Genomic DNA, 14,254 nt, shown 5'->3' on the forward strand with positions numbered 1-14,254 from the left:
GGTTGCCGCGGAAATCTGTCAGTTCTTCGTGACGCACAGGCTACCCAATGAACGCACTTTGGCCAACCGCGCCCACCGGGCGTCGCCTGCCCCACGTCATGTGCAGCCGACCACTAGAGTAGTGCCCACCCGAGACCTTGGAGGAGAACCCGGCACATGGGCACCATCATCTACACCCTCACGGACGAGGCACCACTCCTGGCCACCTACTCACTGAAGCCGATCATCGAGGCATTCGCACGGCAGGCCGGGGTCGAGATCGACTCACGAGACATCTCGCTGGCCGCTCGCATCGTCGCCCAGTTCCCGGATCGACTGCCCGTCGAACAGCAGGCCTCCGACGCGCTGACGGAGTTGGGTGAACTCGCCAAGACCCCCGAGGCGAACATCATCAAGCTGCCGAACATCTCCGCCTCGGTGCCGCAGCTCAAGGCCGCCGTCGCCGAGCTCCAGGCGCAAGGCATCGCGGTGCCCGACTACCCGGAGGATCCGCAGACCGACGAGGAGCGCGACATCCGCGCACGCTATGACCGCGTCAAGGGCTCGGCCGTGAACCCGGTGCTGCGCGAGGGCAACTCGGATCGTCGCGCACCGGAGTCGGTGAAGAACTACGCCAAGAAGAACCCACACCGCATGGGCGCGTGGTCGGCAGAGTCGAAGACCGCCGTCGCCACCATGGACGCCGACGACTTCCGGCACAACGAGCAGTCCGTGGTGATGCCCGCCGCCGACACGCTTCGGATCGTGCACCGCGCCGCCGACGGCACCGAGACCGTGCTGAAGGACGGGCTGAAGGTGCTGGAGGGTGAGGTCGTCGACGGCACCGTCATGCGCGCCGCTGCCCTGGACGCGTTCCTGGCCGAGCAGGTCGCCCGCGCCAAGGAGTCGGGCGTGCTGTTCTCCGTGCATCTGAAGGCCACCATGATGAAGGTGTCCGACCCGGTGCTCTTCGGCCACGTCATCAAGGCGTTCTTCCCCGAGGTGTTCGCCACCTTCGGCGACGACCTCGCCGCCGCGGGCCTCTCCCCCAACGACGGCCTGGGCGCGATCCTCGCCGGCCTCGACGCCTTGGGCAACGGCGCGGAGATCCGCGCCGCCTTCGACAAGGGCCTGGCCGACGGCCCGGCGCTGGCGATGGTGAATTCCGACAAGGGCATCACCAACCTGCACGTGCCGTCCGACGTGATCGTCGACGCGTCGATGCCGGCCATGATCCGCCAGTCGGGCCACATGTGGGGCCCCGACGGCGAAGAGGCCGACACCCTGGCTGTCATCCCCGACTCGTCGTACGCCGGCGTCTACCAGGCCGTGATCGAGGACTGCATCGCCAACGGCGCCTTCGATCCGCGCACCATGGGCACCGTCCCGAACGTAGGCCTGATGGCGCAGAAGGCCGAGGAATACGGCTCGCACGACAAGACCTTCGTGATCGAGGCCGACGGCGTCGTCGAGGTTACCAACGCCGCGGGCGATGTGTTGATGAGCCACGAGGTGAGCGCCGGCGACATCTGGCGCGCCTGCCAGACCAAGGATGCGCCCATCCGCGACTGGGTGAAGCTGGCCGTCACCCGCGCCCGGATCACCGGCTGGCCGGCCGTGTTCTGGCTCGACCCGGAGCGCGCGCACGACCGCAACATCGCGCAGCTGGTCGGCACCTACGTCCGGGAGCACGACATCGAGGGCCTGGACATCAAGATCCTCAGCCCCGTCGAGGCCGCGAAGCTGTCGGTGGATCGCATCCGCCGCGGTGAGAACACCATCTCGGTGACGGGCAACGTGCTGCGCGACTACCTGACTGACCTGTTCCCGATCCTCGAGCTGGGCACGTCGGCCAAGATGCTGTCGGTGGTTCCGCTGATGGCAGGCGGTGGCCTGTTCGAGACCGGCGCCGGCGGCTCGGCCCCGAAGCACGTGCAGCAGCTGGTGGCCGAGAACTACCTGCGCTGGGACTCGCTGGGTGAGTTCCTGGCGCTGGCCGCGTCGTTCGAGCACCTGGCGCAGACCGAGGACAACGCCCGCGCCGCCGTCCTCGCCACGACGCTCGACCGCGCCACTGGCACGTTCCTCGACAACGACAAGTCGCCGACCCGTCGCCTCGGCGGCATCGACAACCGCGGCTCGCACTACTACCTGGCCACCTACTGGGCCCAGGAGTTGGCGGCGCAGACCGACGACGCGGAGCTGGCCACGGCCTTCGCCCCCGTCGCGGCGGCGCTGGCCGAGGGTGAGGAGACCATCGTCGCCGAGCTGCTCGGCGTGCAGGGCTCCCCTGCCGATCTCGGCGGCTACTACCGCCCGGACGACGCCAAGGCCAGCGCCGTGATGCGCCCGTCGGCAACCCTGAACGCGATCATCGACGCGCTCTGAGACGACAACCGAAGCGCCCCTGCCATCCCGGCAGGGGCGCTTTCGTCGTACTTCCCCAGACTCTGCGTCCCGCCGCCGATCAGCCGGAGAAACCGCAAAATCGGCCAACGGCCGATTTTCGGCAACAGACAACGGAAAATCGACCACCGTCTCGCCCTCTCCGGCGACGGTTGTTGGGGCGTTGGCCCATTTTCGGCGCTAGACACCGCAAAATCGGCCATTGGCCGATTTTCCTGGATTGTCGGATTGTCGGATTGGTGGCGGGGGCGGGGTGGGAGGATGAGCGGATGGCAGTGACCAACTGGGCGGGCAACGTCACATTCACCCCGCACGACGTCCTTGTGCCGCGCACTCTGGAGGACGCGCAGGCGATGGTGGCCGGGGCGCGTCGGATTCGCGCGCTGGGGACCGGGCACTCGTTCAACCCCATCGCCGATTCCGACGCGCTCATCTCGATGCACGCCGTCGACCTCCCCTTCTCGCTGGACGAGCAGGCCCGGACGGTGACGGTGCCGGGAGCCGTCCCTTACGGCGCCGTTGCAGGCTTCCTGCAGGAGCAGGGCTGGGCACTGCACAACCTAGGATCGCTGCCGCATATCTCGGTGGCCGGAGCCATCGCGACGGGCACCCACGGCTCCGGCGACGGCAACGGCGTCCTCGCCACCGCTGTTCGGGGGATTGAACGGATCGGGCCCGACGGTGACCTCAGCTGGGTGCGTGCTGGCGAGCCGGACTTCGAGGGCAGCGTGGTGGCGCTCGGCGCGCTGGGGATCACGACTCGCCTCGAGCTGGCCATCGAACCCACCTACGACATCACCCAGCACATCTACACCGACCTCCTCTGGGACCGCTTCCTCGACGAGTTCGACGACGTCATGAGCGCCGCCTACAGCGTCAGCGTGCTGGGTCGCTGGAGCGAGCCGACCCTCTCGACCCTGTGGCTCAAGTGCCGAAACGACGACGCGACGCCGACCGCCAGCCGGTTCGGCGCTGCGCTCCAGGCTCCGCGCGTCGGGGCCCTCCCCGACGGCGGTTCGCCCGACGACAACCTCACCCCGATCGGCACCCGCGGAAGCTGGGCGACCCGCCTGGCGCACTTCCGGTTCGATCGGGCCCCCAGCGCCGGCGGCGACGAGCTCCAGTCCGAGTACTTCGTGCCCCGCGACCAGGCCGTCGAGGCGCTGCGCGCCATACGCGCACTGGCCGATCGCATCGACCCGGTGCTGCACGTCAGCGAGTTCCGCACCTTCACCGGGGATCACCTCTGGCTGAGCGGCGGCGAAGGCGGAGCGTGTCTCGGCATCCACTTCACGTGGCAGAAGCGCCCCGACGACGTGGTCCGCGTCCTACCCGAGATCGAGGCGGCACTCGCCCCGTTCTCCCCTCGCGCCCACTGGGGAAAGCTCTGCAGCGACGTCTTCGACCAAGCCGCGGCCTATCGTCGAGTGCCGGACTTCCTCGACCTCGTCGACCGCGTCGATCCGGCCGGCACCTTCCGCTGCCCGCACCTCGAACACGCGCTCGGGTACGGGAGAAGAACTGACTAGACGAGGCGAGCGGAGCCGGGGCCGTCGGAGGCCTCGATCTCGCCGAGCATCCAACTCCAGACGCCTCGGGCCTGGAGGGCAGCGAGAGCAGCAGGAACCTCGTCCTGCGGCAGGATCGCGACCATGCCGACACCCATGTTGAGCGTGGCGTCGACGTCGGCCTGAGAGAGGCCACCCACCTGCTGCACCAGCTGGAAGATCGCGGGCGGCGTCCAGGAGGAGCGCTGCAGCACGGCCGTCATGCCGTCGGGGATCACGCGGGCAAGGTTGTTCTCCAGCCCCCCGCCGGTGATGTGGCTCATGGCGTGCACCTCGGCCTTGGCGATCAGGTCGAGCACGTCGAGGGCGTACACCTTGGTGGGCTCGAGAAGCTCCTCGCCCAGGGTGCGGCCCAGCTCGTCGACGTGCCGGTCCAGGGCCCAGCCGGCCTGGTTCAGCAGCACGTGGCGCACCAGCGAGTAGCCGTTGGAGTGCAGGCCCGAAGACTTCATGGCGATCACCGCGTCGCCGGGGCGAACCCGCTCGGGACCGAGGATCTTCGAGCGCTCGACGATGCCCGTCGTCGCGCCGGCGATGTCGTACTCGTCGGGGCCGAGCAGGCCGGGGTGTTCGGCGGTCTCGCCGCCCACCAGCGAGCAGCCGGCGGCGATGCACGCCTCGGCGATACCGCCGACGATCGCCGCGATCCGCTCGGGCACCACCTTTCCGGTGGCGATGTAGTCGGTGACGAAGAGGGGCTCGGCGCCGCACACCACCAGGTCGTCGACGAGCATGCCGATCAGGTCGAAGCCGATGGTGTCGTGCTTGTCCAGGGCCTGCGCGATGGCCACCTTGGTGCCCACGCCGTCGGTGGAGGTGGCGAGCACCGGATGCTCGTAGTTCTTGAAGGCGGAGGCGTCGAAGAAACCGGCGAAGCCGCCCAAACCGCCGAGCACCTCGGGGCGGCGGCTACGCGCGACGGAGGCCTTCATCAACTCGACGGCACGATCGCCCGCCTCGATATCGACGCCGGCCGCGGCGTAGGCGGACTTGGCTGCGGTCATCGTTCCTCCAGTTGCAATAGCTTGGCCTGCTCGGGCGGCACTCCGATCGGGTACTTACCGTCGAAGCATGCGCGGCACAGCTGGTCGGCCGGGATGGTGGTGGCCTCGGTGAGGCCGTCCAGCGAGATGTAGCCCAAGGTGTCGGCGCCGAGCGAGCGTCGGATCTCCTCCACCGACAGCCCGGGCGCGATCAGCTCGGCGCGGGTGGCGAAGTCGATGCCGTAGAAGCACGGCCACTCCACCGGCGGCGACGAGATCCGCACGTGGATCTCCTTGGCGCCGGCCTCGCGCAGCATCCGCACCAGTGCGCGCTGGGTGTTGCCGCGCACGATCGAATCGTCCACCACCACCAGGCGCTTGCCCTCGATCACCTCGCGCAGCGGGTTGAGCTTCAATCGGATGCCCAGCTGCCGGATGGTCTGCGAGGGCTGGATGAAGGTGCGCCCGACGTAGGCGTTCTTCACCAGCCCGAGACCGAAGGGGATGCCGGAGCCCTGCGCGTAGCCCACCGCCGACGGGGTACCCGACTCGGGCACCGGGATCACCAGGTCGGCATCGACGGGATGCTCCTCGGCGAGCTTGCGGCCGATCTGCACTCGGGTGGCATGGACACCGCGCCCCGCGATGGTGGTATCGGGCCGAGCGAGATAGACGTACTCGAAGATGCAGCCCTTGGGCTTGGCCTCGGCGAAGCGCTTGGTGCGCAGACCCCGCTCGTCGATGGCGACGAACTCCCCCGGCTCGATCTCGCGCACGAAGCTGGCGCCGACGATGTCCAGCGCCGCGCTCTCGGAAGCCACCACCCAGCCGCCCTGCAGCCGCCCCAGCACCAGCGGACGGATGCCCTGCGGATCCCGCGCCGCGAAGAGCGTGTTCTCGGTCATGAAGGTGAGGCAGAAGGCCCCGCGCAGGCGCGGCAGCACCTGCATCGCGACGTCCTCGATATCGACGCTGTTGAAGGACGTCATGATGGCGGTGACCAACGAGGTGTCGTTGGTGGAGTCCATGGTGGTCTTGGCGGGCACCAGCTGGCTGGGCGCGAGCTCGTGCAGCCACTCCTCGAGCTCCGCGGTGTTCGTCAGGTTGCCGTTGTGCGCCAGCGCCAGACCGGTGCCGTCGGACAGCGAGCGGAAGGTGGGCTGCGCGTTCTGCCAGACGGAGGCGCCCGTCGTCGAGTAGCGGGTGTGCCCGATGGCCAGCTTGCCTGGCAGCGAACTCAGCGTGGCCTCGTCGAAGACCTGCGACACCAGGCCCATGTCCTTGAACACCATGATCCGGGAACCATTGCTGACCGCCATGCCCGCGGACTCCTGACCGCGATGCTGCAGCGCGAAGAGGCCGAAGTAGGTGAGTTGGGCAACATCCTCGTCGGGAGCCCATACCCCGAAGACACCGCATTCATCCTGCGGGCCGCGGTCGGAGCCGGGGTCGAGGGTCAAACGTCCGTCGGGTCGCAGCACCCCCACAGCATAGAGGCAGAAAGCCGCCCATGGCGAAGAGGTTCCGCCGATGGCCTGCGACGCCCTTGCTGTCCGGAAGGTCCGATGGTTGGCCCTATCCGCGTGTGACTTGGGATGACTCTGTAGGATGACGTGCGATCAGGTTTCGCACGGTGTCAGTGCAGCGCCGGGGTGGCGAAACCCGCACGGAAGGAGCCAGCGTTGGTGAGCAAGACGGTCGTGGTCGGATCTCGGATCGGACTGCATGCGGCCCCCGCCCAGACCATCGCATCGGAAGCCTCCGCGTACGAGGAACCGGTCCTGCTCTCGCTCGCCGGCACCGACGAAAGCGTCAACGCCAACTCCGCCCTGCTCATCATGATGCTGGGCGCGGAGTGCGGTGCGCGGGTCACCGTCACGTCAACGAACGCCGACGCCGTCGAGCGGATCGCGGGCCTCATCGAGCAGGATCTCACCCTCCACGACTAGCGTCCGCCTCCTGCTACAGCTGCGAGAGGTTCTCCAGCAACAGGGCCTCGGCGGCAGCGGCCTTGGCCAGATCGCCAAGGTCGAGCGACTCGTCGATGCCGTGCATCCTCGACGTGGGGTCGACCACCGCGGTGACAAGCACCAACGCGCCAGGATTGCGGGCCGCGAACTCGGCCACGATCGGGATCGATCCGCCGCAGCCGATCTGCACCGGCGTCACGCCGAAGGCCTCGTCGAAGGCGGCGACCGAGGCGGCCGCGCGTTCGTCGGTCATCGCGATCTCGCTGCCCGACGCGGCTTGACCGGGCACCACGTCGACGCGCACGCCCCACTCGGCGTGCTCCCGCAGGTGCCTGGCCAGCGCGACCGCCGCCCGATCGGCGTCGTCGCCAGGAGCCAGCCGCAGGCTCACCTTCGCACGCGCCGTCGGGGACAGCGTGTTGGAGGCATCGCGCACGGGGGTGGCGTCGATGGCGAGCACGGTGGCCGCCGGCTTGGTCCACATCCGGGCGGCAAGGCTGCCGGTGCCGATCCACTCGACGCCGTCCAGGACGCCGGTCTCCTCGCGCAGCCGGTCCTCCGGGTACTCGACGGACACGTCGTCGCTGCCCAGCAGTCCCGCGACGGCCACGTCGCCGTTCTCGTCGTGCAGGGTGGCCAGCAATCGGCAGAGCGCCGTGAGCGCGTCGGGCACCACGCCGCCGAATTGGCCCGAGTGCAGGCCGGTGGCCAACGTGGAGACGGTAACCTCGGCGTCGACGGTGCCCCGCAGCGAGGTGGTCAGCGACGGCTTGCCCACCTCCCAGTTCACCGAGTCGGCGATCACGAAGACGTCGGCCGACAGCTCGTCGGCGAAAGTGTCCAGCAGAGCAGGCATCGAGGGCGAGCCGATCTCCTCCTCGCCTTCGACGAAGACCTTGACGCCCACTGGCGGCCTGCCTTCAAAAGCACGCAGCGCCGCCAGGTGCACGGCCAGCCCACCCTTGTCGTCGGCCGTGCCTCGGCCGAAGAGCCGCCCGTCGCGCTCGGTCGCCCGAAAGGGCTCGGCGGTCCAGGCGGAGCGCTCGCCGGTAGGCTGCACGTCGTAGTGGGCGTAGAGCAGCACCGTCGGCGCCCCCTCGGGCGCGGGGAAATGACCGTAGACGGCGGGCTTGCCGCCGGCCTCCAGCAGCCTCACGCTCGGGCAGCCGAGCTCCTCCAGCAATCGCTGCACCTCCGCCGCACAACGGGCCACGTCGCCGTCGTGTTCAGGAAGAGAAGAAACCGAAGGAATGGCCACCAACTGCTCCAGATCGACGACGACCCCGGGCATGACGGCATCGACTGCACCACGCACATCACTCATGAGGCTCAGCCTACGCCGATCGTCCGATAGATTATGGCGCGTGGTAGACACGGTCGAGCATGCGCGAAACACCCCTGAGCTGGAGCAGCCCTATGGCGCCCTGGGGGTGAAGGACGACGAGTACCAGCGGATCCGCGAGATCCTCGGCCGGCGCCCCACCGCCGCCGAACTGGCGATGTACTCGGTGATGTGGTCGGAGCACTGCTCCTACAAGTCCTCCAAGGTGCACCTGAAGCGCTTCGGCGTGCTGCCCCAGGAGACCCCGCGCGGGCCGCTGCTGGCCGGCATCGGCGAGAACGCCGGCGTGGTCGACATCGGCCAGGGCTACGCGGTCACCTTCAAGGCCGAGTCGCACAACCACCCGTCCTACGTGGAGCCCTACCAGGGCGCGGCCACGGGCGTCGGCGGCATCGTGCGCGACATCCTGGCCATGGGTGCTCGCCCCATCGGCGTGATGGACTCGCTGCGCTTCGGCCCGCTCGACGAGCCCGACACGCATCGGGTGCTGCCCGGCGTGGTGGCCGGCGTCGGCGGCTACGGCAACTGCCTGGGCCTGCCCAACATCGGCGGCGAGGTACAGTTCGACAAGTCCTACCTTGGCAACCCACTGGTCAACGCGCTGTGCGTCGGCGTGCTGCGCCATGAGGATCTGCACCTTGCCCACGCCTCCGGCGTCGGCAACAAGGTGATCCTGTTCGGCGCAGCGACGGGCGGCGACGGCATCGGCGGCGCCTCGATTCTGGCGTCGGAGACCTTCGACAAGACCGGCCCGGCCAAGCGCCCGTCGGTGCAGGTGGGCGACCCCTTCATGGAGAAGCTGCTGATCGAGTGCACCCTGGAGCTGTTCCAGGCGGGCATCATCAACGGCATCCAGGACTTCGGCGCCGCCGGCATCTCCTGCGCCACCTCCGAGCTTGCCTCAGCGGGCGACGGCGGCATGTGGGTCGACCTCGACCTGGTGCCGCTGCGCGATCCCTCCCTGCTGCCGGAGGAGATCCTGATGAGCGAGTCGCAGGAGCGGATGATGGCGGTGGTCGAGCCTGCCAACGTGGATCGCTTCATGGAGATCTGCGCCAAGTGGGACGTGCTGGCCACCGTCGTCGGCGAGGTGATCGAAGGCGACCGGCTGATCATCGAGTCGAAGGGCCAGGTGATCGTCGACGTCGATCCCAAGACCGTCGCGCACGAGGGCCCCGTGTACGAGCGTCCCTTCGCCCGTCCCGCGAACCTGGACGACATCCAGGCCGACGCGGCCGAGGCGCTCCCCCGCGACAACTCGGCTGAGGCCCTGCGCGAGACGCTGCTCGGCGTGCTGGCTCACGGCAACGTCGCGGACAAGTCGTGGGTGACGGATCAGTACGACCGCTACGTGCGCGGCAACACCGTGCTTGCGCAGCCCGACGACTCCGGCATGCTGCGCATCGACGAGGACACCAACCTCGGCATCGCGCTGGCGCTGGACGCCAACTCCCGCTTCACCTACCTCAACCCGTACTGGGGCGCCCAGCAGTCGCTGGCCGAGGCCTACCGCAACGTCGCCGTCGCCGGCGCTCAGCCAGTGGCCATCACCGACTGCCTGAACTTCGGCTCCCCCGAGGATCCCGAGGTGATGTACACCTTCGTCGAGGCGATCAAGGGCCTGGTCGACGCCTGCGCGGAGCTGGGTCTGCCGGTGACCGGGGGCAACGTCTCGCTGTACAACCAGACGGCCTCCACCCCGATTCTGCCCACGCCCACCATCGGCGTGCTCGGCGTGATCGACGACGTGCGCACCCGCATCCGCAACAGCTTCGTGGCCGCCGGCGACACGGTGGTGCTGCTGGGCGAGACCAAGGAAGAGCTGTCCGGGTCCATCTGGGCCGCCGTCGCGCACTCCCACCTGGGCGGTCAGCCGCCGGCGCCCAACCTGGCCGCTGAGAAGGCGCTGTGCGCGCTGTTCGGCGAGGCTGCGGCGAACGGACTGTTGAGCTCGGCCCACGACCTGAGCGACGGCGGCCTGGCCATCGCCCTGGCGGAGTCGGCCTTCCGCAGCGGGCTCGGGGTCGCCGTCGAGCTGCCCGTCGAGGACGCCACCGTCGCCCTGTTCAGCGAGTCCCCGGCGCGGGCGGTCGTGTCCCTGCCAGCCGATCGTTTGGGCGAGTTGGAGGAGCTGGCTGGCCGTTACGGCGTGCCGGTCGCCCTGCTGGGCGAGGTCACCGAGGCCCCGGAGTTGGTGTTCGGCGACGTCACCGTCTCCATCGACGACGCCCGCCAGGCGTGGACGGACACCATTCCCGCCGCGATGGGGTAGCCCCACCCGCGCTCTTCGAGGTGCACCCCACTTACGCTCTTCGAGGTGCACGCCACTTACGCTCTTCGAGGTGCGAGGCCGCTCGCGGCCGAGCCTCGAGGAGAGCCACCGGCAGCCGAAGAACCTAGTCGTGTGGAGGATGGGGTTCGCGAGTGGGTGTGGTGGGCGTAATAGCCGTGGGCCCGCGCGAAGCGCCGGAACACGGCCGGCGGCGGGCACTTCGAGGCTCGCTTCGCTCGCACCTCAGCAACCGCGACCCCATCCGTAACACGACGGACTGGACCACGGGACTAGTTCCTGCGAACTCTCACGCTTGGTCTTTTCGAGGCTCGGCCGCGAACGGCCTCACACCTCAAAGACCGTGATGGTGACGCTCTTCGAGGAGAGCATCGGGGATCTACTTACGCTGGAGGAAGGCCAGGACCGACTGGAAGAAGCCCAAGCCGTCGAGTGACGAGCCCGTCAGCTCTTCGACGTTGTGCTCGGGGTGCGGCATCAGGCCGACGACGTTGCCCTTGGCGTTGGTGATGCCGGCGATGTCATTGGCGGAGCCATTGGGGTTGTCCAGGTAACGGAAGACCACCTGGTCGTTGTCCTCCAGGCGCTTCAACGTCTCGGGCGAGGCCTGGTAGTTGCCCTCGCCGTTCTTCAGCGCGATGACGATCTCCTGGCCTTTGGTGAAGGCGCAGCTCCAGGTGGTGTCGATGGTCTCGACGCGCAGCCTCTCGTCGCGGCAGATGAAGTGCTGGTTCACATTGCGGATCATGGCGCCGTCGAGCAAGTGCGCCTCGCAGAGCAGCTGGAAGCCGTTGCAGATGCCGAGGATGGGCATCCCCTTGCCGGCTGCGTCGATGATGGTGTCCATGATGGGGCTGAACCGGGCGATGGCGCCGCAGCGCAGATAATCGCCGTAGGAGAACCCGCCGGGCAGCACGATCGCGTCCACGCCCTCGATGGAGTCGGAGCCGTGCCACAACGGCACGGCCTCGGCGCCCGAGATCTTCACCGCGCGCAGCGCGTCCTGATCGTCGAGCGAACCGGGGAAGGTGACGACGCCGATCCGACGCATCAGTCGGCCACCACGTCGAAGGACTCGATGACGGTGTTGGCCAGCAGCTTGTCGGCGGCCTGCTCGATCTGGGCCAGTACCTCGGGCGTGACCTCCCCGTCGACCTCGATCTCGAAGCGCTTGCCCTGACGCACGGTCAGGCCCTCGAATCCCAGACGCTTGAGCGCTCCGGTGACGGCCTTGCCCTGAGGGTCGAGGATCTCCGGCTTGGGCATGACGTTAACGACGACGCGTGGCATGGCAGCAGCTTAGCCTCAAACCCCGCAATCCCGCCCACCCGATGCTCCCAGGCGGACCCGCACACGACATGCCTGCGCTTCGGCTACGTATATGGCGCGACCTGTACCTCCTGCGCAGATCGCGCCATATACATAGCTGGAGGAAAACCACCCGGCGCTGACTACCCGAACAGCGTCCGGATCTCCGGGTGGGCGGCGCGGTAGCCGTCGAGCAGTTCGCGGCCGAGGCGCGGTGAGTCGACCAGAGGGTGGATCGCGAAACCCTCCCACGCCTTCTCTAGTGATCGGCTCAGCGCCGCTTCGGCGATCGCCTGCTCCGAGGCGCGCAACCGGGCCATCATGCCGAGCTGGGCCAGCGTCAAGGGGGCGACCGGCAGCGGGTGCACCCCGTCGCCGTCGACGACGCAGCCGGCCTCGACCACCACGTCGTCGCCCAGCTCCGGCACGATCCGCGACCCGCCCGCGCCGTTGCCGACGTCCAGGATCATCCGCTCGGGCGCGCCCGTGGCCAGCGCGGTCATCAGGCGCAGCGCCACCTCCTGGTAGCCACCGCCGGCGATGTCCTCCTCGCGGCGCTCCTCGTCGCGGGCCTCGGCCATGTACGTCGACTCGCGCACGTGCAGCGCCTCCTGCCACGTCTTCAGCGGCGACGACGATGCCGCCAGCTCGGCGTCGAAGCGGCGCTGCTGCTCGGCCAGGAACTCGCCACGCGTATGGTCCGCCTCCCGGATGTGGGCGACCGCCTGGTCGGTGTGCCAGTAGTAATAGAGGTATTCGTTGGGCAGGCAGCCGGTGGCACGCACCCACTCCTTGCCGATGAGCCGGGCCTCCTCAATGTGCTCAAGCGCAGCGTCGTCGGCCAGCAGTTCCGGCAGCCGGTCCACGCCGTCGATGGCCACCGAGCGCAGCCAGCCCATGTGGTTGAGGCCGATGTAGTCGTAGGCCACTCGGTCTTGATCGTGTTCCAGCGAGACGCCCAGCAGGCGCGAGACCCGGCGGACCAGGCCGATCGGGGTGTCGCAGATGCCGACGACGCGGTCGCCGAGCACTCCGCGCATGGCTTGGGTGACGATGCCCGCGGGGTTGGTGAAGTTGATGGTCCAGGCGTTCGGGGCCACCTCCGCGATGGTGGTGGCCACCTCGTGCATCACGGGAATCGTGCGCAGCGCGTAGGCGAGCCCACCCGGACCGATGGTCTCTTGGCCGAGCAGGCCGAGGTTCAAGGCCACTCGTTCGTCGACGATCCGCCCTTCGGCGCCGCCGACGCGGATGGCGGAGAAGACGAAATCGGCACCGCGCAGGGCCTCGCGCAGATCGGTGGTGGCGAGCACCCTCGGCGCGGAGGCCGGGTCGGGCAGCTGGGCGGCGCGCTCGTCGAGGATCTTAGAAACCCCGGCCAGCCGTTCGGGTGACGAGTCGTGCAGGGCCACCTCGTCGATGGCGATCGCAGGGCGTCCCGCGGCGGCCAGCGCGTTGGTGACCACCGCGTCGTAGACCAGCGGCACGCGGAACCCGCCACCGCCGAGAATCGCGAGCTTCATGGTGTGAGCACCTCCAGGGTGGATTCGGGGGGCAGGAAGAGCGCCTCGGGGGTGAGCGGCTGATCCGTGATCACGGTGTGGAATGCCGTGACGGGCGCCACCTCGAGGAAGCCGGAGCCGGGGAACTTCGTGTGGTCGGCGAGCAGATAGCTGCGGGTGGCGATGTCGATCATGGCGCGTTTGTTGGGCACCTCGGAGGGGGTGGAGTCCAGCACGGCGCCGTCCGGTCGCACCCCGGCCGCCCCAAGGAACGCCGCGTCCACCCGCACCTGCCGCAGGCACATCTCGGTGAGCGCGCCCACCATCGATTCGTAGTTGGGCCTGAGCACGCCCCCCATGATGACGAGGTCGATGTCGGGCGCGTCCGCGAGTTCCCGCACCACCGCCAGTGACGCCGTGACCACCGTCAGACGACGATGCGCGAGATACTCGCACATCGCGAAGACCGTGGTGCCGATGTCGAGGGCGACGACGTCTCCGTCGCGAACCTGCTCGGCGGCGAGCCGTGCGATCTCTGTCTTCTCCCGCGACTGGTTCTTCGCCACCACGGAAAAGGCCCGTGCGTCCGCCTCCGGACGGATGCCGACGCGGGGCAGCGTCGCACCGCCACGGACCCGTTCGACGAGTCCGCGCTCGGCCAGCGCATCGAGATCGCGGCGCACGGTTGCCTCGGAAACCCCCAGCGCCTGAGCCACGGCAGGGATCCGCACCGAGCCGGAAGCATGGAGCAGCTCCAGGCAACGGCGTTGGCGGACCTCGGTGAGCATGCGCTCAGCGTAACCCACCCCGTCACCAAGACTGAACAGTTTGTAACAAATCACTACATCTTCTATCAATTCATCGCAGGCTTTGGCAGACTAGAAGCACGTGTTCAATGAGGAGGAC

At 68.6% G+C, this 14,254-nt stretch carries 11 protein-coding genes; 4 read left to right on the plus strand and 7 right to left on the minus strand.

Features of this window, described 5'->3' with window-relative positions; translation table 11 throughout:
• The first annotated feature begins 156 nt into the window (after positions 1-156).
• Both P0D62_RS02010 and P0D62_RS02015 read left to right on the plus strand, forming a co-directional pair.
• Positions 157-2,367 carry an NADP-dependent isocitrate dehydrogenase gene (locus P0D62_RS02010; RefSeq protein ID WP_275700930.1) on the plus strand — a complete coding sequence of 737 codons (2,211 nt, stop codon included), beginning with the start codon at positions 157-159 and terminating at the stop codon, positions 2,365-2,367.
• A gap of 287 nt (positions 2,368-2,654) precedes the next feature.
• Complete coding sequence (locus P0D62_RS02015; RefSeq protein WP_275700931.1) at positions 2,655-3,914, plus strand: FAD-binding protein; 1,260 nt, start codon at positions 2,655-2,657, stop codon at positions 3,912-3,914.
• On the opposite strand, the gene purM is transcribed toward P0D62_RS02015, so the two are convergent.
• Complete coding sequence (gene purM, locus P0D62_RS02020; RefSeq protein WP_275700932.1) at positions 3,911-4,957, minus strand: phosphoribosylformylglycinamidine cyclo-ligase; 1,047 nt, start codon at positions 4,955-4,957, stop codon at positions 3,911-3,913. The genes P0D62_RS02015 and purM overlap by 4 nt on opposite strands.
• Positions 4,954-6,417: an amidophosphoribosyltransferase gene (gene purF / locus P0D62_RS02025; protein ID WP_275700933.1), complete on the minus strand. Its 1,464-nt coding sequence runs from the start codon at positions 6,415-6,417 to the stop codon at positions 4,954-4,956. The genes purM and purF overlap by 4 nt, the downstream gene beginning before the upstream one ends.
• A gap of 204 nt (positions 6,418-6,621) precedes the next feature.
• Between purF and P0D62_RS02030 the strand changes: the two genes are divergently transcribed.
• Positions 6,622-6,885 (plus strand): HPr family phosphocarrier protein, encoded by a 264-nt coding sequence (locus P0D62_RS02030; protein WP_275700934.1) that lies wholly within the window; start codon positions 6,622-6,624, stop codon positions 6,883-6,885.
• Positions 6,886-6,898: 13 nt separating this feature from the next.
• Here the strand turns inward: P0D62_RS02030 and P0D62_RS02035 are convergent, their stop codons facing one another.
• Positions 6,899-8,230, minus strand: coding sequence for a dipeptidase (locus P0D62_RS02035; RefSeq protein ID WP_275700935.1), 1,332 nt, complete (start codon positions 8,228-8,230; stop codon positions 6,899-6,901).
• On the opposite strand from P0D62_RS02035, the gene purL reads away from it, so the two are divergent.
• Positions 8,229-10,520: a phosphoribosylformylglycinamidine synthase subunit PurL gene (gene purL, locus P0D62_RS02040; protein WP_275700936.1), complete on the plus strand. Its 2,292-nt coding sequence runs from the start codon at positions 8,229-8,231 to the stop codon at positions 10,518-10,520. The two genes, P0D62_RS02035 and purL, sit on opposite strands and share 2 nt — an antisense overlap.
• Positions 10,521-10,917: 397 nt before the next feature.
• On the opposite strand, the gene purQ is transcribed toward purL, so the two are convergent.
• The 4 genes from purQ to P0D62_RS02060 all read right to left on the minus strand — a co-directional run bounded on the left by purQ (position 10,918) and on the right by P0D62_RS02060 (position 14,136).
• Complete coding sequence (gene purQ / locus P0D62_RS02045; RefSeq protein ID WP_275700937.1) at positions 10,918-11,589, minus strand: phosphoribosylformylglycinamidine synthase subunit PurQ; 672 nt, start codon at positions 11,587-11,589, stop codon at positions 10,918-10,920.
• Positions 11,589-11,828, minus strand: coding sequence for a phosphoribosylformylglycinamidine synthase subunit PurS (gene purS / locus P0D62_RS02050; protein WP_275700938.1), 240 nt, complete (start codon positions 11,826-11,828; stop codon positions 11,589-11,591). Before purS ends, purQ begins: the two co-directional genes overlap by 1 nt.
• Positions 11,829-11,989: 161 nt before the next feature.
• The gene (locus P0D62_RS02055; RefSeq protein WP_275700939.1) at positions 11,990-13,369 is read right to left on the minus strand and encodes a family 4 glycosyl hydrolase; all 1,380 of its coding nucleotides are present in this window, start codon (positions 13,367-13,369) and stop codon (positions 11,990-11,992) included.
• Positions 13,366-14,136 carry a DeoR/GlpR family DNA-binding transcription regulator gene (locus P0D62_RS02060; protein ID WP_275700940.1) on the minus strand — a complete coding sequence of 257 codons (771 nt, stop codon included), beginning with the start codon at positions 14,134-14,136 and terminating at the stop codon, positions 13,366-13,368. Before P0D62_RS02060 ends, P0D62_RS02055 begins: the two co-directional genes overlap by 4 nt.
• Positions 14,137-14,254: the final 118 nt, after the last annotated feature.

Source organism: Tessaracoccus caeni, assembly GCF_029211185.1.
Classification (GTDB): Bacteria; Actinomycetota; Actinomycetes; order Propionibacteriales; family Propionibacteriaceae; genus Arachnia; species Arachnia caeni.